Source organism: Lysinibacillus sp. JNUCC 51 (genome assembly GCF_015999525.1).
Classification (GTDB): domain Bacteria; phylum Bacillota; class Bacilli; order Bacillales_A; family Planococcaceae; genus Lysinibacillus; species Lysinibacillus xylanilyticus.
Map to the genome: position 1 here is coordinate 4,708,234 of NZ_CP065545.1, position 23,466 is coordinate 4,731,699.

General features: G+C 35.2%; 24 protein-coding genes and 1 pseudogene. 15 read left to right on the top strand and 10 right to left on the bottom strand.

The genetic code is table 11. The features are described 5' to 3' along the window. Nucleotides 1-121 precede the first annotated feature (121 nt). The 7 genes from JNUCC51_RS22725 (at nt 122) to JNUCC51_RS22755 (ending at nt 5,931) form a co-directional block, all read left to right on the top strand. The gene (locus JNUCC51_RS22725) at nt 122-1,009 is read left to right on the top strand and encodes a LysR family transcriptional regulator (protein ID WP_337989882.1); all 888 of its coding nucleotides are present in this window, start codon (nt 122-124) and stop codon (nt 1,007-1,009) included. A gap of 481 nt (nt 1,010-1,490) precedes the next feature. Then, nucleotides 1,491-2,726, top strand: coding sequence for an acyl-CoA dehydrogenase family protein (locus JNUCC51_RS22730; protein WP_337989883.1), 1,236 nt, complete (start codon nt 1,491-1,493; stop codon nt 2,724-2,726). Beyond that, nucleotides 2,723-3,499, top strand: a complete 777-nt coding sequence (locus JNUCC51_RS22735) for an SDR family oxidoreductase (protein WP_337989884.1) — start codon at nt 2,723-2,725, stop codon at nt 3,497-3,499. Before JNUCC51_RS22730 ends, JNUCC51_RS22735 begins: the two co-directional genes overlap by 4 nt. 118 nt (nt 3,500-3,617) lie before the next feature. Next, nucleotides 3,618-4,661 carry a phosphotransferase family protein gene (locus tag JNUCC51_RS22740; protein WP_337989885.1) on the top strand — a complete coding sequence of 348 codons (1,044 nt, stop codon included), beginning with the start codon at nt 3,618-3,620 and terminating at the stop codon, nt 4,659-4,661. 327 nt (nt 4,662-4,988) lie between these two features. Further along, nucleotides 4,989-5,468: a DUF2975 domain-containing protein gene (locus tag JNUCC51_RS22745; protein WP_337989886.1), complete on the top strand. Its 480-nt coding sequence runs from the start codon at nt 4,989-4,991 to the stop codon at nt 5,466-5,468. A gap of 12 nt (nt 5,469-5,480) precedes the next feature. Then, on the top strand, nt 5,481-5,699 hold the full coding sequence (locus JNUCC51_RS22750; protein WP_134024234.1) for a helix-turn-helix domain-containing protein: 219 nt from the start codon (nt 5,481-5,483) through the stop codon (nt 5,697-5,699). Nucleotides 5,700-5,709: 10 nt separating this feature from the next. Further along, on the top strand, nt 5,710-5,931 hold the full coding sequence (locus JNUCC51_RS22755) for a DUF3955 domain-containing protein (RefSeq protein ID WP_337989887.1): 222 nt from the start codon (nt 5,710-5,712) through the stop codon (nt 5,929-5,931). Nucleotides 5,932-5,979: 48 nt separating this feature from the next. On the opposite strand, the gene JNUCC51_RS22760 is transcribed toward JNUCC51_RS22755, so the two are convergent. Beyond that, nucleotides 5,980-6,465: a tetratricopeptide repeat protein gene (locus JNUCC51_RS22760; protein WP_337989888.1), complete on the bottom strand. Its 486-nt coding sequence runs from the start codon at nt 6,463-6,465 to the stop codon at nt 5,980-5,982. An 893-nt stretch (nt 6,466-7,358) separates the two neighbouring features. On the opposite strand from JNUCC51_RS22760, the gene JNUCC51_RS22765 reads away from it, so the two are divergent. Further along, nucleotides 7,359-8,198, top strand: coding sequence for an alpha/beta fold hydrolase (locus tag JNUCC51_RS22765; RefSeq protein WP_337989889.1), 840 nt, complete (start codon nt 7,359-7,361; stop codon nt 8,196-8,198). 94 nt (nt 8,199-8,292) lie between these two features. Here JNUCC51_RS22765 and JNUCC51_RS22770 read toward each other — a convergent pair whose 3' ends face one another. The 3 genes and pseudogenes from JNUCC51_RS22770 to JNUCC51_RS22780 all read right to left on the bottom strand — a co-directional run bounded on the left by JNUCC51_RS22770 (nt 8,293) and on the right by JNUCC51_RS22780 (nt 10,292). Next, nucleotides 8,293-8,718, bottom strand: a complete 426-nt coding sequence (locus JNUCC51_RS22770) for a ribosomal maturation YjgA family protein (RefSeq protein ID WP_337989890.1) — start codon at nt 8,716-8,718, stop codon at nt 8,293-8,295. A gap of 102 nt (nt 8,719-8,820) precedes the next feature. Then, a complete protein-coding gene (locus tag JNUCC51_RS22775) occupies nt 8,821-9,393 on the bottom strand; it encodes a GNAT family N-acetyltransferase (RefSeq protein ID WP_337989891.1) in 573 nt (190 codons plus the stop codon). Nucleotides 9,394-9,426: 33 nt separating this feature from the next. Continuing rightward, nucleotides 9,427-10,292, bottom strand: a pseudogene (locus JNUCC51_RS22780) (AraC family transcriptional regulator). A gap of 494 nt (nt 10,293-10,786) precedes the next feature. On the opposite strand from JNUCC51_RS22780, the gene JNUCC51_RS22785 reads away from it, so the two are divergent. Beyond that, nucleotides 10,787-11,545, top strand: a complete 759-nt coding sequence (locus JNUCC51_RS22785) for a class I SAM-dependent methyltransferase (protein ID WP_337989892.1) — start codon at nt 10,787-10,789, stop codon at nt 11,543-11,545. A 78-nt stretch (nt 11,546-11,623) separates the two neighbouring features. Here the strand turns inward: JNUCC51_RS22785 and JNUCC51_RS22790 are convergent, their stop codons facing one another. Next, nucleotides 11,624-12,397 carry a DUF1266 domain-containing protein gene (locus JNUCC51_RS22790; RefSeq protein ID WP_337989893.1) on the bottom strand — a complete coding sequence of 258 codons (774 nt, stop codon included), beginning with the start codon at nt 12,395-12,397 and terminating at the stop codon, nt 11,624-11,626. Between the two features lie 435 nt (nt 12,398-12,832). On the opposite strand from JNUCC51_RS22790, the gene JNUCC51_RS22795 reads away from it, so the two are divergent. Further along, entirely contained in the window at nt 12,833-13,678 is an 846-nt protein-coding gene (locus JNUCC51_RS22795) for an MBL fold metallo-hydrolase (protein ID WP_337989894.1), read from the top strand. Between the two features lie 117 nt (nt 13,679-13,795). Here JNUCC51_RS22795 and JNUCC51_RS22800 read toward each other — a convergent pair whose 3' ends face one another. Beyond that, entirely contained in the window at nt 13,796-15,205 is a 1,410-nt protein-coding gene (locus JNUCC51_RS22800) for a sodium:solute symporter family protein (RefSeq protein WP_337989895.1), read from the bottom strand. Beyond that, nucleotides 15,206-16,522 (bottom strand): aspartate aminotransferase family protein, encoded by a 1,317-nt coding sequence (locus JNUCC51_RS22805; RefSeq protein WP_337989896.1) that lies wholly within the window; start codon nt 16,520-16,522, stop codon nt 15,206-15,208. It lies immediately after the preceding gene. A 248-nt stretch (nt 16,523-16,770) separates the two neighbouring features. Here JNUCC51_RS22805 and JNUCC51_RS22810 point away from each other — a divergent pair, with 248 nt between their 5' ends. The 5 genes from JNUCC51_RS22810 (at nt 16,771) to JNUCC51_RS22830 (ending at nt 20,601) form a co-directional block, all read left to right on the top strand. Continuing rightward, nucleotides 16,771-17,655, top strand: coding sequence for a LysR family transcriptional regulator (locus JNUCC51_RS22810; RefSeq protein ID WP_337989897.1), 885 nt, complete (start codon nt 16,771-16,773; stop codon nt 17,653-17,655). A gap of 338 nt (nt 17,656-17,993) precedes the next feature. Next, complete coding sequence (locus tag JNUCC51_RS22815) at nt 17,994-18,542, top strand: PadR family transcriptional regulator (protein WP_337989898.1); 549 nt, start codon at nt 17,994-17,996, stop codon at nt 18,540-18,542. Nucleotides 18,543-18,605: 63 nt separating this feature from the next. Then, a complete protein-coding gene (locus tag JNUCC51_RS22820) occupies nt 18,606-19,301 on the top strand; it encodes an ABC transporter ATP-binding protein (protein ID WP_337989899.1) in 696 nt (231 codons plus the stop codon). A 13-nt stretch (nt 19,302-19,314) separates the two neighbouring features. Further along, entirely contained in the window at nt 19,315-20,025 is a 711-nt protein-coding gene (locus JNUCC51_RS22825) for an ABC transporter permease (RefSeq protein WP_337989900.1), read from the top strand. A 156-nt stretch (nt 20,026-20,181) separates the two neighbouring features. Beyond that, nucleotides 20,182-20,601, top strand: coding sequence for a VOC family protein (locus JNUCC51_RS22830; RefSeq protein WP_337989901.1), 420 nt, complete (start codon nt 20,182-20,184; stop codon nt 20,599-20,601). Nucleotides 20,602-21,046: 445 nt separating this feature from the next. Here the strand turns inward: JNUCC51_RS22830 and JNUCC51_RS22835 are convergent, their stop codons facing one another. The 3 genes from JNUCC51_RS22835 to JNUCC51_RS22845 form a co-directional block, all read right to left on the bottom strand. Beyond that, the gene (locus tag JNUCC51_RS22835) at nt 21,047-21,400 is read right to left on the bottom strand and encodes a cupin domain-containing protein (RefSeq protein ID WP_337989902.1); all 354 of its coding nucleotides are present in this window, start codon (nt 21,398-21,400) and stop codon (nt 21,047-21,049) included. Nucleotides 21,401-21,420: 20 nt separating this feature from the next. Then, nucleotides 21,421-22,335 carry a class I SAM-dependent methyltransferase gene (locus JNUCC51_RS22840; RefSeq protein WP_337989903.1) on the bottom strand — a complete coding sequence of 305 codons (915 nt, stop codon included), beginning with the start codon at nt 22,333-22,335 and terminating at the stop codon, nt 21,421-21,423. 147 nt (nt 22,336-22,482) lie between these two features. Continuing rightward, nucleotides 22,483-23,169 carry a YetF domain-containing protein gene (locus JNUCC51_RS22845; RefSeq protein ID WP_337989904.1) on the bottom strand — a complete coding sequence of 229 codons (687 nt, stop codon included), beginning with the start codon at nt 23,167-23,169 and terminating at the stop codon, nt 22,483-22,485. Nucleotides 23,170-23,466 lie beyond the last annotated feature (297 nt).

Below are 23,466 nucleotides of genomic sequence, written 5' to 3' on the forward strand. Positions count from 1 at the left end.
ACAATATTATTGTAGTGAAAATATTGTTTATGAATAGATTATATATTCACATAATTATAATATCTAATATATAATTAATATTAATCTATAGTTTAAAACTATAAATAAGGGGGATCTTGTTGTGGATATTAAACAATTACAATATTTTATTGCAGTAGCGGGGGAAATGAATTTCTCAAAGGCGGCTGAAAAACTGCATATTTCTCAGCCTTCTCTAAGTAATGCTATTAAAAAATTAGAGCAAGAAATTGGATCACTTTTACTTGAAAGAAATACGAGGAATCTTCAATTAACAGAAGCAGGCGAGCTTTTATATGAACGAGCAAAAGTTATATTGAAAAACATGGAAGTTTTAAAAATAGAAATGGATGAGGTAATTGTTCGTGGTACAAGTGAAATAACGATAGGGGTTATGGAGTCGATTATGCATTGGCTACCAAAAGTCATTACGGAGTATAAAAAGGAATATCCACAAATGATGATACATCTAGTAGATATTTTAGGAAGTAAGCGTGTCGAAAAATCCCTCAAAAGTTATAAAACACATTTAATTATTACAAATCAGATCATGGATGATGAAGAACTAGAAGTTAACTGCATATATGAAGAGCGACTTGTAGCCGTTTTACCATTAAATCATCCATTAGCGGCGAAGGAGAAACTGACCATCGCCGATTTAAGTGATGAGCCATTTATTATTAGTACAGAAGGCTTTCAAACGAGACATGATATTTTAGATGCATTTGAAAAGGCTGACCAAAACATTAATATCCAATTTGAAATTGAACGTTTTGAAACGGCAGTATCTCTCGTTCGTGAAAATTTAGGGATTACCATTCTACCAGAAAATTATTTAAAAGGTCCTACAGCAAAAACTATTGCACAAAAAGAAATAGAATGTCCCAACTTACGACGAAATGTTTATGTAGTGTATTTAAAAAATCGACATCTTCCTTTGGCTATTCGTCAATTGCTCACTGATATTATAAAGATAGGCAAGATGCTTTAGAATATGGAAAAACTTAAATGAGCAAGGTTGAAAAAAGCAATCGTATTCTTGATTATGTTACGTAGAAAAGTGACGTGAAGATTGATTTGATTGAGAAGAGTAACTTCTTTGAATGAGAAGTTACTCTTTTTTTATCCTACTTATCGTTCTTTTCAGACTTACCAAGAAGAACTGGCTCATCGGACAACCCCAAAGAAAGCGCCCAGTCGGAATGGAAATCAACCACACGTTATGAAAAAACGCTATTCTGATTCAATGATACATATTATGGAAAAATAGTTTTCCGAATTGAATTTTATTATTGTAATGAGATTTTATATCCACTCTAAACAATATCTTAAGTACGAATTTTCTATAAAATTCAAATTTTCGTTCAATAGACATTGATTTACAAGAAATATAGCGGTAACATTTAATGGAAGAATAAAAATGAATATTCATTCATTTATCATTTTGATGTTCAAACAAAGGGGGCTTTTTTATGAACTTTTCTTATAGCGAAAAAGTAGTAGAACTTCAAGAGAAGCTGACAAATTTTATGGAACAATATATTTATCCAAATGAGGCAGTGTTTGCTGCACAGGTAGAGGCAATGGAGAATCGTTGGGGAGCGATTCCACCAATTGTGGAGGAATTAAAGCACAAAGCAAAAGAAGCGGGCTTATGGAATTTATTTTTGCCGGATAGCGAATATGGTGCAGGTTTGACGAACTTAGAATATGCACCTTTATGTGAAATTATGGGACGCTCTTTACTTGCTCCTGAAGTGTTTAATTGCAATGCGCCAGATACGGGAAATATGGAGGTGCTTGTGCGTTACGGCTCAGAACAGCAGAAAAAACAGTGGTTAGAGCCGTTATTACGTGGAGAAATTCGTTCCTGCTTTGCAATGACTGAGCCTGCAGTCGCGTCAAGTGATGCAACTAATATCGAAGCAAGTATTGAACGTGATGGTGATTTTTATATTTTAAATGGACATAAGTGGTGGACAACAGGAGCTGGGGATCCTCGCTGTAAAATCGCAATTTTTATGGGGAAACATAAAGATTCTACAGCACCTATCTATGAGCAACAGTCGATGATTTTAGTGCCTATGGATACACCTGGAGTAAAAATAGAGCGTATGCTTACGGCATTTGGCTATGATCACGCACCTGAAGGTCACGGTGAGGTGACATTTACTAATGTTCGAGTACCTGTTGAAAATATATTATGGGGAGAAGGAAAAGGCTTTGCAATTGCGCAAGGACGTTTAGGGCCAGGTCGTATCCATCATTGTATGCGTCTTATTGGAGCAGCTGAACGTGCATTAGAGGAAATGTGTGTGCGTGTACAGGAGCGACACGCCTTCCATCGACCACTCGCAGACCAAGGTGTAATGCGTGAGCGTATTGCGGAGTCCCGTATAGATATTGAGCAGGCAAGACTACTAACGCTAAAGGCAGCGTATATGATGGATACTGTAGGAAATAAAGAGGCGAAGGCAGAAATTGCTATGATCAAAGTAGTGGCGCCAAATATGGCATTGCGAGTTATCGACCGAGCAATTCAAGCATTCGGTGCTGCTGGAGTAGGACCTGATACGACGCTTGCGGCACAATGGGCAAATTCTCGAACATTACGATTAGCAGATGGACCAGATGAAGTGCATCGTAACACTGTTGCCAAGCTGGAGCTGAAAAAGCATGCTAATAAACAAGAGGAGCTGGTTAAATGACAGTACTAGATTTATTTAGCTTAAAGGGGAAGACTGCTATCGTAACAGGGGGAGGACGTGGTCTTGGAGCCCAAATTGCACAAGGCTTTGCTGAAGCAGGTGCTAACATTGTACTGTGCTCAAGGAAGGTCGAGGCATGCGAAGAGGTAGCAGCAGAATTAGCTGAATTAGGTGTACAAACATTAGCTCTTGCATGTGACGTTACAAAGCCAGAAGATATAGCTAACGTAGTGTCAAAAACGCTTGAATCATTCGGCCAAATTGATATTTTAGTAAATAACAGTGGGGCGTCTTGGGGCACTCCTGCTGTTGAAATGCCGTATGAGGCTTGGCAAAAAGTCTTCGATGTTAATGTCAATGGTACATTTCTAATGAGCCAAGCTGTTGGCAAAATAATGCTAGAACAAAAGAGTGGAAAAATTATCAATATCTCTTCGGTTGCAGGGCTTGGTGGTACATTACCTGATTTCATGGATACAATTGGCTATAACGCAAGTAAAGGCGCAGTCATCACTCTAACAAAAGATTTAGCCGTAAAATGGGGGCCATATGGCGTCAATGTAAATGCGATTGCCCCAGGATTTTTTCTAACAAAAATGTCAAAAGTCTTAATTGAGCGTGGACAAGATTATTTAATGGGAGTGACGCCGTTAAAGCGTTTAGGATCTGAAAATGACCTAAAAGGCGTAGCATTATTTTTAGCCGCGGCTGCATCAGATTATATTACGGGGGATGTTATAGTTGTAGATGGTGGTATGAGCTCAATCGTTTAACTTCTTTTAGCCAATGTCTTTTATAGTGAAAGCAAAGCGTCAGCAACAAATGTCTTTTGTAGCGAAAGTGAAACGTCAGCAACAATTATGCCGAGGCATAATTGATAGGAGGGGTACAATGGATACGATACAAGTAAGGGCAAGTGAACGTATTGATGAAGTGAAATTACATTCATTTTTAAAGAGTCAATTTCCGGAGTTACCAGAGGGGAAGCTAGAAATTTCACAATTTAGTGCAGGACATTCAAATTTGACTTATTGCCTAAAAGTAGGTGAATTTGAAGTCGTTCTTCGTCGACCTCCACATGGGCCAGTCGCTAAAAAAGCGCATGACATGAAACGAGAGTTTACTATTTTATCAGCATTACATCCATTTTTGGCTGCTGTACCAAAACCTTTTGTGTACGTTGAAGATCGAGAGATTATTGGCAGTGATTTCTTTTTAATGGAACGCAAAAAGGGTATCGTACTTGACACTCATTTCCCACCCGGTACTGAGAATACGGAGGATTTAGGACGGCTCATATCAGAAAAGATGGTTGATTCACTTGTAGCTCTTCATGCAATACCATATAAGGAAACGAAACTAAAGGATATGGTGAAGCCAGAAGGATTTATGGAACGACAAGTACATGGATGGATTGAGCGCTATGACAAAGCGAAAACGGCAGAGTATGCAGAAGTAGCAAAGCTGACAAAGTGGTTAAAGGATCATGTACCTTCTGATCATGAAGCAACTATAATTCATTATGATTTCAAACTTAACAACGCCATGTTTTCAAGCGATTACTCTGAAATGATTGGCCTTTTTGATTTGGAGATGACAACTGTAGGGGATCCATTAGCAGATTTAGGTGTAGCCATGAGCTACTGGATGCATGCGGATGATCCAAAAATGCTATTATACGCATTTGGAGAACCACCAATAACTACTTTACCAGGATTTTACACACGTCAGGAATTCATTAATCGATATGCAGAGAAAAGCGGGCGTGATGTATCAGCCATCGATTATTATATTACATTTGCCTACTTTAAATTAGCTGTAATATGTCAGCAAATCTATTATCGATACGTGAATGGTCAAACGAAAGACGATCGCTTTGCACAAATGGATAAAATGGTCGCTGCACTAATTCATCAAGCTTCCAAGGCCCTATAGATATAAAAAAGAGACGGTTGCATTTACTAGCAGCCGTTTTACTTTTGTTAAAACTACAGATTATCCGACATTAAATATTATATTTGAAGATAAGTTCTCGCACCCAGTTTATTAACATAACAAAATATTCCCGTTAGGAAAATCAAGAGAGAGCGAATGCATGTTCTTATTTTATCATATTGCTCGTATTTAACAAGCATTTCGGGTGAAAAGAGGGGAAGATATCTTTGATAACAATAATAATTTATTGTTTTACGATAAATTATTATTGACTTGGAATGAATGGCAAGCTATTATGTCATTAGCAGGTTATGAAAGAGGTGCTTTATGAAACAAAAAGAATTATCAAGATGGTTAAAATTGATAATTATATGTTGTGCTTTATTTGGTTTATTATTCTGTGTTTATGTTGGACCTCAAACAGGGAAGGAAGTTTTGCTAGATTCGGAAGAACTTCTAGCGCTGTATAAACCATTTATTGCATTTATGTGGATAACGGGGATTCCGTTTTTTATAGCATTAACTTTAGGATGGAAAATATGTACGGATATTGGCTCCAATCAAGATTTTACGGTAGCGAACGCAGATAGATTGAAAATAATAAGCGTGCTAGCCATGATCGAAGGTGTTATATACGTAGCTGCGTTACTTTATATTTTTGCAATTGGTAGCTACCACACGGATGTCCTAGTAATTATGTTACTTATTTTATTCTTTGCAATCGTGATCTCGGTCTTTACTTCAATGCTTTCTTATTTAGTAAGAAAAGCAAGTGAGATAAAGCAGGATAATGATTTAACGATTTGAGGTGTGTAAACGATGGTTATCATTATAAATCTCGATGTCATGCTGGCAAAAAGAAAAATGAGTGTTACAGAATTATCGGAAAAACTTGGCATTACAATGGCGAATGTTTCTATTTTGAAAAACGGAAAGGCAAAAGCCGTTAAATTTTCTACGTTAGAAAAAATATGCGAAGTTTTAGACTGCCAACCAGGTGACATTTTGGAATACAGAAAAAATGAAAATAATGAATAGTGGGGATAGAATGATGAAAAAATATATACTTGCAACTTTACCGATTGTAATAGGAGTTTTATGTTTATTTATGAAGAGAATTATTGGTGATGAAATATTGCCTGATGGAACACTTGTAGAAAGAAACTTCTTTTTAATTCCTTTAAGTTATTTATTTTTCTTTAGCGGTATAATTTCAATATTATTTGTGGCAATTTTTTCTACCGTTAAAAAAACAAATATAGTGAAATAAAAAATGAAAAGATCAGGTTCACAAATTGGAGCCTGATCTTTTATTGTGTTATTCCCAAGTTTGATCTAGCTTATCACTATAAAACTTAATGGCCTTGCTATAATCTTTAATTTCTTTATGATTAGTAGTTTGAATTACAATATTTAATAAAGTCTCCATAGCCTTTGAATGCTCACTAAGATTATAGAGAGTCATCGCATAGAATACCTTTAAATGTTCGGCTTCTGGAAACTCACTTAGTGCTTTTTCAAAAATACGTTTCGACTGTTCATATTGCCCTAATGTACGATAGGTGCTACCTAGTCCTAAATAAGCGGCTACTAAAATTTCGGGATCAAGAACTAATTGAATCGCTTTTTCATAGTGAGGGACAGCGTCTTTTTCTTTTCCTAATGAATCATATGTCCATGCACAATGAAATTGGTAGTATCCATTTTCAGGCTGTTCTTGAACTAGTGCTACCATTAATTGATTTGCTTCCTCCAATTGGCCATTCTCTCTTAAAGTAATAATGTGTTGTAATCGTTTATCCATGTTCTTCTGACCTTTAACTTTCTGTATTTTTCTAATCTTTAATCATTTTACACTTACCGCTATAAGAATACTAGAAACGTTTGAAAGGTAATAATTTATTGTTGTATACTTGGAAAATAAGTGACTCATCACCAAAAGTTGTTATTACATTTGTTAAACATATACCTTGTATATAAGTTGATTGGAGTGGAGGTTGGGCGACTCCTTGGGGATCAGCAAATAGAGGAACGAAGGCTAAAACCATCACGTCCTGTGATAACGCCTTCGTGACCAACATCGTGTTGGCCCGAGACCCTGGAGCGAGCATCGCGAGTGAAGCGGGTAGGGGAACGAAGGCTAAAGGCATCACGTCCTGTGATAACGCCTTCGTGACCAATCCTGTTGCCCCGACGCCCCCAGGAAGCTCTGCTCTGCGCGAAAGCGAAGCGTCAGCGGCAAATGTTTTAACTGTGCGAAAGCGAAGCGGCAGCAACAAATGTTTTAACTGTGCGAAAGCGAAGCGACAGCAACAAATGTTTTAACTGTGCGAAAGCGAAGCGACAGCAACAAATGTTTTAACTGTGCGAAAGCGAAGCGACAGCAACAAATGTTTTAACTGTGCGAAAGCGAAGCGACAGCAACAAATGTTTTAACTGCGCGAAAGCGAAGCGTCAGCGACAAAGCGCCCAGCCGGAACGGAAATCAACCACACGTTATGGTGATGAGCCAAATAAGTACTTTTTAAAAAATTCCACTTTAACTTTAAATATTACTTATAAAATAATAATCGAGGTGAATCGGAATGCTTGAGCGTTCTATGGAGAAAACACGGGAATGTAAAAAAGAAAGGGAGTGATAGAAAGAAGAGCACAATATGAAGCTCTTCTATATAAAAAGAAAAGAGGACGATTATAATGAATAATTATCAAAGCATCTTTAGTGAAGGATTTGATTTAAAATGTTGTGTGAAGGGGCAAGGTAAGCCGATATTGGTAGTGGGTAGCAGTATATATTATCCACGCTTGTTCTCGGAAAATTTATATAAACATTTGCAATTTATCTTCTTAGATCATAGAGGTTTTGTGAAGCCTCCCCGTTCTTTAAAGAAAGAAGATTATACTTTGGATAAAATTGTTGAGGATATCGAAACAGCAAGGCAATTGTTGAAGCTCGAGGATTTCATCATTTTAGGACATTCAGGGCATGCATTTATGGCTTTGGCATATGCCGAAAAATATCCTCAATATGTTCAGAAGGTTATTTTATTAAATTCAGCACCGACAAACAGTCAAGAGAGACAACAGCAAAGTTTTTCATTTTTTAGTGAGACTGCCAGTACCGAGCGTACAAAGCAATTCGAGCATGATATTGCTTTTTTACAAAATGATATTCACAATGATCCAGAAAGACGATTTGTGCATATGTGTATTCGTATGGGTGCTCATAGCTTTTATGAATATACATTCGATGCTGCTTATATGTGGGATGGCGTATATACCAATATGGAAATAATTGATTACCTTTGGGGTGTAGCTTTTGCTGAACGTAATCTAATCCAATCTATGGCTCACATAGATAAACCTATTTTTGTAGGGTTAGGTAGATATGATTATTTAGTCGCTCCTGTTTCTCTTTGGGATATAATTGATTATGAAAATGTGAAGAAGGTCATTTTTGAAAAAAGTGGCCATAACCCAATGTTTGAAGAACCAGATATTTTTGATAGGGAAATAATCAATTGGATTAATGAATAGAATGATGACATAAGGTTCATTAATTTATAACCCTAAATACAAAATCGCTAGAGAATCTAAAAATTTCCTAGCGATTTTTCATTTAATTGTTTATTTAACTTCGAAAAGTGAACTTAAGTGTCACCTTATCTAATACAGAAGCAACTATTATTCCTACTGTATATCGAACTAAATCCTCTGCAAGAAAACCTTTGCCAAGTATCAAAGCCCCGAGCGTTGTTCCACGAATCTGATTAATCCAGTCTTCATGATACAACTGGCTAAATTCAATGCCGAAGCTAAAGAAAAAACTGAGCCAAAATGCTGTTAAGGTGCTCTTACTCACTAGCAACAATCGAAATCCGAAATAGACCATCATAGCCCATAGCATGTCCCCAGCGTTCTGCGCTACAAATGACGGCAGAAGACTACTCCATTTTCTAGAGAATAGGCCTAATAAAATTGTGATCACAATAGCTATCAAATAAGCTATTCGCTTGTTACGGTATTGCATGTTGATAGGTTTATGCTCATTAGACATTAGAATCACTCTTTCGGTTGTTAATATAAATTCATTATCTCATAAATGATGTCCGAAAGAATTATGAGTGTATGCACCTTTGACGAAAGGTCTCCTAATTATTTAGTTCCCCTTGTACTCTTCTTTAAGCAATCCGTATATTTCTAAATCTACAACTCCTTTACCAGACCACAATGTAGCTTGTCTTAAAAGTCCTTCTTTAAAAAAACCATTTTTCAGGAGAACCTTTTTAGATGCTTCATTTAATGGCATAACCTCTGCTTGTATACGATTTATATTAACTTCCTCAATTAAAAATTTGACAAGTATATTAACTGCATCTGTTGCAAGGCCCTTACTCCAATAGTCCTCTGCAAAAAAGTAACCAATCGTTACCATATTCACTTTTTGATTAAAATCCATTGCTTCTATAATGCCTACTAATTTATCGCTATGAGACTTCTGAAAAATGCCCCATTTAACTCGGTTTTTCTTTAGATAATCTCTGTCAAAATGACCGATCATTTTACCCACTGTTTGGATATTATGTTTCGGGATTATCCCACAATATTCAAAGACTTTTTCATTATCATAGATCGCAAATAATTCCGGTAAATGTGCATCTTCAATTTTTTTTAGCACAATATTTTCGGAGCTTAATAATGGGAACTCTGCAAACACTTTTTCTATATTCATAGTATACTCTCCTTATTTTTTATTAAATTTTTTTCACTTGATTGGAATATAAATTTTTATTTTCATAGCATTTGGAAATATAGAATTTACTACGTCTGTAATTTCAAAGTCAGGTCCGTTATTTCTCTCGTAATTTGAATTTGGTAACCAAACCCCGTAAATATAACGTCGAGTATTTTGAACGGATTCTACAGAGCCATCAATTTTAAATTCCGCATATTTTCCTTCAGGAATCTGAGTATTGACGAAGTCGTCATTTATAGAATAATCATATTTCTCTACTTCTTCGCCAACAATAAAGGAAAATCGTCCATCATCTTGAAATTGAGTAGAAACTCCGAAAGCCATATTCGGTGCAGTTTTGTTAGAAATACGCTCATAGTACTGATTTTTACCGAAATCAAAATAAAATTCAGGAATATCTATAAAATACTTTTCGTCCTGTAAAGTAGTTTTGTATACATATCCTGTAATAAGCTTTTTTTTGAGGTAAACAATTTCAGGCTTGTTCATTGTTAATTCCCCCTTAATTTTATAAACCAAAAAGTTTAATTTTGTTTGAAGGGGAGTGGTATTTTTAACTTTCCGGTGTATTTCGAGGGAGTTACCCCAAAATAGTTTGCAAAAGCTCGTGTAAATGCCTCTTGCGAACCGTATTGAAAACTAATTGCGATTTCTAATATGTTTTTTGATGTTGTTTCTAATAATAAGGCAGCTTCAGATAGCCTTCGATTTCTAATATATTGTTGAACTGAAAATCCAGTAATTGCATGAAAAAGCCTTTGGAAATGAAAAGCTGAAAAATAAGATGCTGATGATACTTTTGTAATTAATAATTCATTCTGTAAATGCTCTTCAATATATTCAATTGAGTTTTGAATCCTTTCAAAATAATCCATACTATAGCCCCTCTCTAGTGATAATAGTAAAGATAAACAATAAATGTTTTTTGATAATTTATGCTAATTTGTACATTATATTGTAGAAATGATTGGAAACCAATCCCTTTTAGAATGAGGTCTATAAATAAATTATTCTAAGCATCTATAGTTTGGAATGATAAAACATATGCCTTATGTAAAATTGAACGGAGTTAAGACTGGGAAGTACACCTGAGCACCAGCGTTACAGACAGCAACAATGTATTAACTGCGCGAAAGCGAAGCGTCAGCGGCAAAGCACCTAGTCGGATTGGAAATCAACCACAAACAGTGGTGATTATTAAAATATAAATATATTGAACTGCATTCCTTTATTATGTATAATTTTACTATATTATACAGAAAGTGAGTGATTTAATATGAAAGTCAGCTCTATTTTTCCAACAAACAAATATAAGGTGTGGAAGAAGTAAGAATAATAGATTCTTCTGCATGAAATCGGAGGAATTGAAATGTATAGTAATTACGGACCTTTATGTACAGAACTTTATGATTTGACAAAACCAGTAGGATATTCTATTGGTGGAGATATTGAATATTATCTTGAACGAGTAAAAGGAACTAAGGGGAGGGTACTTGAAGCAGGAGTGGGCTCTGGACGCTTCTTAATCCCTTTACTTGAAAATGGATATAATGTTGAGGGGATCGACTACTCTCCCGAAATGTTAGACACATGCCGAAAACACTGCAAAGAAAGAGGATTCAAGCCAAATCTATATGAAGGTAACTTAAGCAATTTTTCATTAGATTCAAAATATGAAGCGATTGTTATGCCAACAGGTTCGTTCTGTTTAATCGAGAATTCAAAAGATGCGATGGATGCATTAAAATGCATGTATAATCATTTGATACCTGGAGGCCGCCTAATTGTAGACATGCTTTTACCTACAGACTGGAGAACAGGGGAAATTACTTCATCCTACTATGAAATTTCGCAAGAGGATGGAATTGCAATAGAAAGAAAAGCCGTTGAAATGAACTGGATCGACCAATATACGCTAACCGTTTTAAAATATGAAAAATGGCGAAATGGTAAATTAATTGATACAGAGTTACAAAGATTTCCGTTAAGATGGTACGGCATAGAAGAATTCCAGCACATATTAACAAGCATAGGTTTTTCTGATATTACTTGCTCGGCTGAATATGTTTATAACAAGAAGCCTTCAAAGGAGCATTCATTAATTACATTTGAAGCTGTTCGTAAATAAATATACCTGCTAGATTTTGGCTAAGAAAATAGCTAAATATCTAGCAGGTTTTTTGAATTAATTATAATTCTTTTTTCCTTATACCTTGTCCAATGTTACAGATTCCCGTACCGTTGATCGCTTAATATTAAATTCATTCCAAATCGAGTCCTTTTCATTAAGCAATTCTTTTCCATTCCAAATGATGTCGTAAATGTCACCCTCGTAAGCAATGGCCCGGCCAAATGCGAATGAAATAAAATAGTCCTTCCAGGATTGGAAGAAATGGCTTCCGGCATCAGCTGCTCGTGTTATATAGCCCCATGCCTGTTCCTCGGTAATATATCCAACTATGTAGCTCCATCTTGCAACATTTACAGCTCGGTCAAAATCCCAGGCAGCAATGGTATTAACCTGGTCAAAATCGGATTTCGCAAAGGAAAGCTTCTTCATCATCGCTTCTTGGGCTGATTCATAGCATTCCTGGGATTTTCCCACTTCCTCCTCTGTAAAAGACTGGCCGGCTTTCAATGCCATAAGAAGCTGATCAAACCTCGTACGATGTCCTTCCGTAAGCAACCATTCCAAGGTTTCTGCAGCCTCATCCTTATTATGAACGTCCCAATATGAAGAAAGGACCTCCCTCAAAGTTTCATTATCTACATCTATCGGCAGTATCCGTGGCGAATCAGTGCGGTAAAGAGCAAGATTGGCACCGTAGGCAAGCAAATGCTGTTTTTCCTTCGGTAAAGGGTTAGCCATCTCCATTTCTAATCGTAAATTTTTTTCATTTTTCTTATTTCGCTTACTCGCTGTTATTAAACCTACTATAAGCAATACCACAATCACTACGATAATTCCTACAATATACATAAGGATCTTCAAACCATCACGTTCCTCTCCATATTTTTATTTCCCCCAGTTTATATCAGAATCACTCACTTTTGGTATATGATAGTAAAATTATACATTTGTAGGTAAGTATATACAATGTGACTATTTTATTACTTATTACCAAGGGCAAGGATAAAATTTGTTGATTGGCGTAGTGGCTCTTGCACGAGTGATTGATAAGATTAAAGACATGAAGCGGGAGTTGGCTCTGAAAGTTTCTTAATTATTTACTTCTTGAAAAGGAATATAAAGTTCATCCATGCCGACAAGTCTGTTGTGTTTAATGGAAAATTGCTATGTGGAAATATAGGAAAGTTGGTAGCTTTAAATCTAATCCATTTTTTTCTTGCTATATTTTTACTGTCTAAAGGAAAAATATTATTATCTATTCAATGAAGGAAGAAGGGGTTTTCCATGGATAAAGATATGAATTATGGTAGTGACTTTAAATATATTCCAGCGACATCAATTTGGAGTGGAGATGGAGTAGAAGTATTACCTGATTTATACCAGCATACAATTCAAATTGTTAATATCGTATTTTACGGTGAACCTCATAAGGGAGAGTTCGTATTAGTTGATGCAGGTATGCCAAAAAGTGCAAAGGAAATTATTTCAATAGCTGAGGAGAGGTTTGGATCGAATAGTCGACCTAAAGCATTAATATTAACGCACGGGCATTTTGATCATGTTGGGGCGGTAATTGATCTAATTGAACATTGGGGTATGCCAGTTTATGCCCATTCTTTAGAATTACCTTATTTAACTGATATAAAAAATTATCCTGAACCTGATACTGCTGTAAATGGTGGCTTAATAGCGAAAGTATCATCAATTTTCCCGAATAAAGCCATTAACTTAGGAAACAACGTTGAGTCGCTCCCGTCCGATGGGAGTATTCCATATATGGATGGTTTTCGTTGGATTCATACTCCTGGCCATACGCCAGGGCATATATCTTTATTTCGCGAAGAGGATAGAGCGTTAATTGTTGGAGATGCATTTGTTACGGTTAAACAAGAGTCGCTTTACAAAGTGGTGCTACAAAAAAAGGAAATTAGTGGACCGCCACGATATTTTACGACGGATTGGCAGGCTGCTTGGGATTCCGTAAAAAAATTAGAGGCACTAAAACCTTCAGTTGCTATTACAGGACATGGATTACCAATGAAAGGGGAAGAGCTTACTAGAAATTTGCATAAGTTAGCGACTGAATTTGAGCAGATTGCTTTACCAAATCATAGCAAATTCCTCAATTAACTTTTTTAAACTAAATTTCGTCTTAAAAAACTGCACTCCAATTGTTAGTTGTGTCTAACTATTGGAGTGCAGCTTACTTTGAGACTGTCTTATGAACTTGTTGCTTTCTAAAAATATTTACTTATAAATGGACGTATTTTCCTTGTTCACCTCAATGTTATTTACGGGGATAATAAGTGTGAAACCAACAATAACAACGAGTCCAGTAATTAAACCATAAATAATTGGTAGTGTAGATGTAATTCCGAAAATTATAAATGAAATAAAGATAACTAGTGAACTAGCAATAATAGAATAGAAAGCCGCTTTACTTGTTACACGCTTCCAATAAAGACCGATGATGAGAGGTACGAAGATAGCACCTGATAAAATTGCGTAGGCCATATCTAATGCTACTAGTATGTTTTGAATCCATACCGAGAAAATGATTGCTAACACACCTAAGCCAAGTATGACAATTCGAGATGTATTAATGATATCTTTATCAGTCATATCTTTTTTTACGTAAACTTTAATAATATCGTTAGTAATTAGGGTAGCAGAGGCAAAGATAGCACCTGAAGCATTTGACATTAGTGCAGAACAAACACTAGCAAGAACAAGCCCCAACAAGCCAGGTGGGAGAATTTCTAATGCAAGACTAGTAAACGCCGCTTGAGAGTCCCCTAGATTTGGAAGTAGCACAAGTGCGCACATACCTACAATACTTAGTACTAAACCATATAAAACACTGTATAAACCGGCAGAAATGGCACTCCTTTTCGCTACTTTTTGATTTCTTGCTGTAAAAACACGCTGCCAGATGTCTTGAGAAACTATTAAACCAAAGAAGTACAATAAAAAGTATTGGAAGATACGATCCCAGCCGATATTTGTAAGGCTAAGATGCGCTTCTGGCACACTACCAAATAGAGCTGTTAACCCTCCGACACTGTTTACGCTAAACGGGAACATAATAAAAAATACACCAATAGTCATTACTATAAATTGTATAATATCAGTTAAGGTAATACTCCACATTCCACCTAGGATTGTATAAAAGAGAACGATCCCTCCGCCAATAATCATAGATGGAATAAGGGACCAGCCCAGTAACACGTGAATAACATTTCCCATACCAATTACTTGTGTTACCACGACCATAAGGGTATAGATGGCTGTAACAATAGCACTGATAAGTTGAGTACCTTCTCCAAAGCGCTTTCCGAGTAACTGACTAATTGTAAAAACCTCATAACCTCCAATTTTATTAACGACGAAAAGACCCAAGGCAGCTATACCAAAGCCCATCATCGAAACAAACCAAAGACCAGAAACCCCGAAATTATAGCCTAATGTCGTTGAACCCATAGTAGCCGCACCACCGATAATAACAGCTGATAAACAGCCGACATGGCTGTAGTACCCTAAACGACTTCCTGCGAGTACAAAATCTTTTTCAGATTTCGCTTTTTTAACGCCGATTATTCCGATAATCATTAAGACACCGAAGTATAGTAGAAGAACAAAAGTATCCAGTATATTCATTTATTCACCCCCGAAACTTAATTCTAATTCGTATTCGGTAATCGCTTCGTCAAGTAAAGAAATTCCTAATTCTAAATGTTCTTTATCTATATTTAATGGAGGCATCATTCGAATTACCTCTCCCTTGTTACCACTCAAATAGTAAATAACCCCTTTGTCCAGACACTTCTCCAGGATGTTCATTAAGCCCTTACCATTTGGTTCTCGTGTTTCAGGATGAATAATTTCAATTCCTAGCATCAAACCAATTCCACGAACATTTCCAATCGTGGGATGTTTTTCTTTTAAATGTATTAATTTATTTAATGCATAGTCACCTAATATTCTAGCATTTTCCACTAAACCTTCTTCTTCCAAAACGTCTATTGTAGCGCATGCGGCTGCACATGCGACAGGATTTCCGCCAAATGTAGTACTATGGCTACCAATTGTCCATTGTTCCATTAACTCCCTTGAAGATACTGTTGCGCTAAGGGGCAAGCCACTGGCAATTCCCTTTGCAATCGCCATAATATCTGGTGTCACACCAAATCGATTTGCCGCAAACCAGCCACCAGTTCGACCAAAACCAGTCTGAACTTCATCAAAGATTAATAAAATTCCGTATCGGTCACAGATTTCTCTTATTTTTTGTAACCATGCTATTGGGGGGATAACATAACCGCCTTCTCCGAGAACAGGTTCTAAAATAACAGCTGCGACTTCATCCGGAGACACTTGATGATTAAATAAACGTTCAAAATCTTTTTCAACATGTTCTGACCAATATTCATCGTGGTTTAAACCTTTGGGTGTTTCCGTTAATTGAGCATAAGGTAATTGATATGTCATGTTTGCTCCAACCGGTAAATTCCTTCTATATTTACTTTTTGATGTAGTAAGACTTAGCGCTCCCATCGTTCTTCCATGGAATCCTCCAATGAAAGAAACAACGTAAGGTCTTCTAGTTACATGTCTTGCTAATTTTACTGCACCTTCAATTGATTCTGCTCCGCTGTTTCCAAAGAAAAAACAATCTAATGGATCTGGTAAAATCTCTCTCAATTTCTTAGCTAATAGAATAATTGAATCGTAATTAATAATACCGATAGGACCATGAACTAAATGATCAACTTGATCTTTAATAGCTGAAATTACCTTTGGATGTCTATGCCCTGTATTTTCTGTTGCAATACCAGAAGTAAAGTCTAGATACTTTTTACCGTCGACTCCTATATAAAATAATCCCTCCGATTTTACTACTTGCAGATTTGGAAAATCCTTCGCCATTGTGGGAGCTAATAAGCCTTCTTCATTAATGTTTTTCCAATCAATCATAATCTCATCCCCATTCCATTGATGTTGAGAGAATTTTCTCTCAATTCAGAAAAAACGTCAAATGACTACTATAAAAAAATTTAATAGTTGAACAATAGTTATAGTAATAAAAACATTTAATTCGGCCTTGCATAACACTCATTATTTCTTAAATGGAAGAAGGGTAATTATTACTTTATAATAGAAATACAGATTTATAATGTGGGAATAAGGGGAAAGTTGACGGTGATTAAATGGAACTAAGGAATTTGAAAACCTTTCAAGTGGTCGCAGAAGAATTAAATATCACAAAGGCTGCCAAAAGATTAGGGTATACACAGCCAACTATTACGCTGCAGATACAGTCTTTAGAAAAAGAACTGAAGCACACTCTATTAACAAGAGTTGGAAAAAAGACTCTTCTAACAGCTGCTGGAAAAAAGCTAAAAGACCATGTCGATAGCTTATTTATTTTTATAGATAAGATAGAAAAAGACATGGAAGAACTACATGGACCGTCTGGCATTCTGACTATTGCTGCTTCTGAATATTATTGTACTCAACACCTTTCACCGATTGTAAAAGCTTATTTGGAAATATACCCGACTGTGAAAATAAGTCTTCTACCACTAAATAGTGTACATGCTATTAAAAGTGTAAGAGACCATGTAGCGGATATTGCTATTATTGCGAATGAGTGTAATGATAACGATATTAGTAAAACTTTTTTAGAAGAGGAAAAGGCTTTTTTAGTTGCTTCTTCTAGAATTAGCAAAGAAAGAAGTTTTCATGAAATTCTAAGTGAAGATACCTTTATTTCCTGTGACTATCATTGTAGTTTCAGTAATATCATAGAACAATACTTCAAAAAAGCCGAATTTCAACCTCAGTCCACTATTATGGTTGGGGGAAGCGATGAGATGATAAAGCGTGCCGTATTGAACGGAACAGGTTATGCGATTTTAGGTCAAAATGCTATTGAGAACGAAATACAGGATGGTTCGATCAGAATTCTCCAACATGTTTCAGAATCTATAATTACATCAGCCATAAATTTAAAAGTTCGCTCAGATGAACCGAATATACTAACATTTAATGAATTTTTACAAAATGCCTGGCCAGTAAGCAATAATCTTAGTGAAACATTAAATTAAATGCAAAAAAAGATAATTAGAAAATGGGGAATGCAAGTGTGCATTATATTTTACTTCTTTCAGAAATTCTTTTCAGTAGCGAAAGCACAAAGACAAATCCCGACACAATTAAATAAAAAAGACTGTAGCAAAATTAAATTTGCTACAGCCAAAATTGGTTTATGCCCTTTGATAGTGCAATATCATCCATTTTATCATAAAAAACATTATTATAATGTTTTTTGTTTTTTTTGAATAATGATTTTAAAGCATATAACTAATTAATAAGCCTATTGACAAAAAAATGAAGCATCTGTATATTTAGTTTATTCAACGTTGAATATAAAAAGGTGATTATTATGACAAGACTATTAGTTCTTGCTATGTTGGGGCTAAAACCAATGACTGGCTATGATATTAAAGTGATGCTTGAATTAAGTGACGCTGAACGATGGGGTGGTGTACTAATCGGCTCGATCTATAATGCTTTAAAGAAGCTTGAAAAAGATGGCTATATAGAGGTGGCTAGTATTGAATCCACGGGTCATAGACAAAAAGCAATTTACCAAATTACTGAAAAGGGCAGGGCGCATGAGCAAGAATTAATTATCGAGGCTCTGGAAAAATCCTCTGTAGTTTATCCTACCACTTTATATTCTGGGGTATCCTTTGCATTTAAACTGCCAAAAGCTATAGCGGTGGATGCATTAGAAAAGCAGAAAATAATTTTGGAACAAGAAGAAAAGGCTATCAATGCTGGTTATGAGGCGAAATTGATTGCTATGCAAGGAGAACTGCCAGCATTAACACAATTAGCATTTGATAATATGCTTGAAATTGTTAAAGTACAATCAAAATTTGTCCATCAAGCTATTGAAATTATGAAAAAAAGTGACTCTCTCGAATGAGGGAGTTAAAAAATAGCTATATATTCAACGTTGAATATACAATATTAAGTAAGGGGAGAAAATATGAAAAAGCTAATTAGTGCTAATCAATTAACAAAAAATTATAAAGCTAGATGTGTCGTTGATCATATAAACATCGACATTAAAGAAGGTGAGATAGTAGCAATAGTGGGCACAAATGGTGCTGGGAAAACAACAACTATTGGTATGCTTCTTGGTATTATTCCTCAGGATAGTGGAACGATTGAATACTGGACATCTGATTACAAAAAAGAAATAGGTACGCAGCTTCAATCAACCCCTTTTTTCGAAGGTTATTCTGTAGAGGATAATGTGAAATTATTTGCGGCATTCTATGGAATTTCGCTAACAAAAAATGAAATTGATGAAAAACTTACTGCTTTTGATTTATTGCAGGTCAAAAAAACACCTGCTATTAGATTGTCATTAGGACAGCAAAAAAGGCTTGCGATTATCGTGACAACATTGCATCATCCTAAATTAGTAATTTTAGATGAACCTTCAGCTGGATTGGATCCAAGAGGCCAAAGAGACATTCAACAGATTATTAAACGATTAAAAGATAGCAGGGTTGCCGTTTTATTTTCTTCCCACGATATGTTGGAGGTTATGAATGTAGCTGACAGAGTGTTGATTATGCATCACGGAAAAATAATGGCAAATGGCTCACCAGATTGCTTAATGGAGCACTATCAAACTCAAAATTTAGAAGAATTATTTTTTGAATTAACGACGTGAGGAGAGAGAGAAAATGAAGACTGTTTTCGTATTAAATTTGAAATCCAGCATAAAGGATATGTATTTACTATTTTGGTCAATATTAATGCCATTTGCCGCAATTATTGCGTTAAAAATATTTTTACCGAGTTATGCAGGAGATTATGTAGAAGGAATCATTGCCGTTAGTGTATTTTTCTATTCATTTATGACCACTGCATTTATAGCGTTATCGCAAAGAAAAAGAGGGGTTTATAACTTACTTCACGCTACACCAATGCCTTTATGGAAATATATAATCAGTATTTCTAGTTCATGGGCTATAGTAGCGATTATCTTATCTTATATCGTGCTTTTATTCGCTATCGTTATCAATCAACTAAATTTTTCATTTAAGATCCTCTTATTTATGACACCAATTATCCTAATAGCTTCATTAAGTTTTGTTTTTCTCAGCTTTTTTATTTCAAGTCTCGTGAAAAACGAGGGACATTTAAGTATGACTGCAAATGTACTAATGATACCAATGCTACTTTGTAGTAATGCATTTTTTACAATGGAAAAAGCGCCAAACCTTATACAATTTATTAGTATAGTAAATCCGTTTGAATGGTTTTTAAATGGAATTAAATCTGCATTTCTAAATAACTTTAGTACATGGGGAGAATCTTTACTTCTTTTATTGGGATGTCTAGCTGTGACACTTATCATTTCCTTAAAAACATTCAAGTATAGTGACCAATAATTGCTCAAAATGAAATGACCAGAACTTCATTTTGAGTCTGGTCATTTTATGAACGTCAAAAGTGTTGTTTAGTTTTTTATCTTTGTATGAAATGATAGCTGACTTAAAAGGATATAAAAGTTGAAAATGGAATATTTCATTAGGGAGGATGATTAGATGAGTGAAACGATAATTAGAATAGGAACTACTTATATTCCAGTCAGCAACGTAGAACTGTCTTGTGAGTGGTATGTAAGTAAATTGGGAGCAGAATGTAGTTACCGAGATAGTGATAAGGTTATTCTTAATTTTGCCAATCAAAGTTTTTTTCTTGTTAGATCAATGAACAATCAAAACTCGAATTTCATTGATTGCTACGGCAAAGAACATTTTTCGATTACCTTTGAGGTTGATGGAGTAAGTGCATTAGAGACTATCCATAAAAATTTTAGAGATAAAGGAATTACAGTTGGAGAAGTTGAAAATAGGGGGCATGCGGGAAGAAATTTTGTTTTTTACGATTTAGACGGAAATAAATTTGATGTGTGGAGTGAGCTGAGTCAAACTTTTAAAGAAAAATATAAAGATAAAGAGTAAACCAATATAAAAAGAAGTAGAAGCAATATTTCTTCCGATTTCACTAAATTTCCCCAGACAATTATTAAGGAGTATAGAGAAGAAGAGATGAAATTTATCTTGTATGTTCGAGATGGAAAAATTCTAGGGATTTGTCAATAAACTATATTGAAACACTATTTCCTGACAAGAAAGTTTATAGAGGGCCACTTATTATTATAAGTGACCATTAGTAACAAAGCTTCGAAGGTGTAAGACTAAACCAATCTTACATTACTAAGATATGATACGATGATATTCTTGCATAGTTAATTGCCTGAGAAATAGTTTAACTTCTTTCAGCGTGTCGCTGAAAGAAGTTAAAGCCTCCGGCGGATGTCACGGAATCGGAAAGGAGTTCTTTGTGCAAGCACAAAACCGATTCCGGACGCAATTATGCCGAGGCATAATTGATAATATTTGTAGGCTATTTTAAAGGCATAAAAGCTGCGGGATTTAATTGTTCAGATTCTATCACGATGCCAGTTAAACCTTTATCCGTTTTTGTTTCATGCCATTCGCCCTTTTCCCAAAAAACTACATCTCCAGGCTGGACTTGATAATATTGCTCCTGTTCATTTCTTACATAACCTTCGCCTTCGATAATTAAGAGAAGCTGAGGAACTACAGCTTGATGATAGCCAATAACACCGTTTTCTTCTAAATACATGCACCCTATACTAGCTGATGCTTCTATGTTAATAATGCGAGACATAATAAAATTTGACTTAAACTGTGTTATATTTTTACCATTCTCTTTAGACAATTGATAAAGTTGCATGTAATTCCTCCAAGCTTAAATTATTTTTTCACAGCATGAACGTAATGAATTGTTTCAAAGGCTGTTAGATAATCTTTTCTATTGTCAAAATAAAGTTCATTAATTTTATCTGGTGCAAGATGTTCATAAATAAGTAGACCTGAGTTTTCTAACATTTTTTCCATTTCTTCATAAGTAAAACACGATTTCATCGGTTCACCACTAGCTGCAGCCATTTTCACCATGTTATCTACTCGATTTGAAATTCCTTGTTCTTTAAATAGTTTTTCATCTGCATAATCAAATACGATGGAACTTCCTGATGGCACATTTGCAAACAAATGATCAAGTAAGCTTGAAGTTTCCTCTTTTGTTAAATAATATGAAACTCCTAATAGACTAAAGAAAGTTTTTTTATTGTCAAAGCCACTATCAAATAAATTTTTAGATGAAAACTTTTTTGTGAAATCCATCGAAACGAAATGTACATTACTTGGAAGCTTTAAATTAACTTCAACCAATCTTTTCTTTTTAAATTCTTGTGTTGCAGGGTGATCAATCTCAAAGATTTCCAAAATATTTTCAAATTCAGGGTGTCTTAAGCAAAACGTATCTAATCCTGCTCCGAGAATGACGTATTGATGTAAACCTAACATAACTTCATTTAACAAAACTTTTTCACAATATGCAGCACGTGCCAAGGGAGTGGGAGAGAGTTGAGTTTGCACAATCCATTTTAATAGCTCTTCAGTTTGTCCATTTAGTTTTTCTGCGATTTCTTTGTTAAAAAACTGGATGCCTTGTACCATATTTGTTTGAATGTTATTGAACTCTTGTTCTGAGATTAATTCTTGAGCTAGATAGTCATCAAAAATTTTAGGGGTATCGAATTGACTATGATAAGCTCTACTAAAAGTTGAGATTAATGAAGTTAAACTGGATTCACCTTTGTTCATGCAAATACACTCCTTCAAAAAAAATAGGATTCCCCTGGCCAGGAGAATCCTATTGTACAAATAAATTCTTTAAATGTAAATTATTGCATAAAAAAATTTTTTTGTCAAGTATTAAGTGTTAAGGAGCAACTTGGTAAAGGAATTTCCCTAATCGAATTTTTGGATAAATATTTTACCGTTCGTTTGAATTTCTGCATAGAAAACTTCTTCGATTGAGTGGATATTTACCTTTTCTAATTCGTTATCTAACCATTCTCGACTTTTTCCAACTTCCTGTAAATTTTTTGGTAATAGCTTCCCGTCTGTGATGATTTCTATCGGTATAAATGTCGGAGGTGAAGGGGAGATTTTTAAATCTATCTTTTGCGTGCTTTGAAATTCTGGCTTTTTCAAAATACTAAGCATGCCATTTGGTTCTAATATTGCATAGTCAATTTCTGTAATTGAAAAAACTTGATACTGTCTAATCATCATCGTAAGGTCATCAATATTAATTTTAGTGCTGGCTAAAGCTTTTCTATCTATTTTCCCTTTTTTAATAACAATTGTCGGTTGTCCATCAAGTAATGTTCTTGCTTTTCCAGATTTTAGAGCGATGTAACTAATTAAAGTAGTAAGCGCACACCAAACAATTAAGCTTATTAAAAATTTTATGAATACATTTGTTTTTAAAATTACCATATTGGCTGCAATAGAACCAATTGTAATACCAGTTACATAGTTAAAGAAGGTTAAGTGACTTAGTTGTTTTTTACCTAAAAATCTCGTAAGTGTCAGAAGAACGAAAAAAGTAATAACCGTTTGAACAACTACTTGTATATAACCTGTGTACAAATTCCCCCACTCCTTATCTAATCCCTAGAATACCCAATGAATTTTTAAAAGATACTCCAATAAATAAACAGGTGGAATTAAAATTGATTAGTCTATTTAAGTTTTATAAAAAATTATTGATTCATTATCATAAGTAGAAATAACATTTCTCTAAGGCTAATGCCATGTAAATAAGTTGATTGGAGTGGAGACTGGGCGACTCCTTGGGGATTAGCAATAGAGGAACGAAGGCTAAAACCATCACGTCCTGTGATAACGCCTTCGTGACCAACATCGTGTTGGCCCGAGACCCTGCAG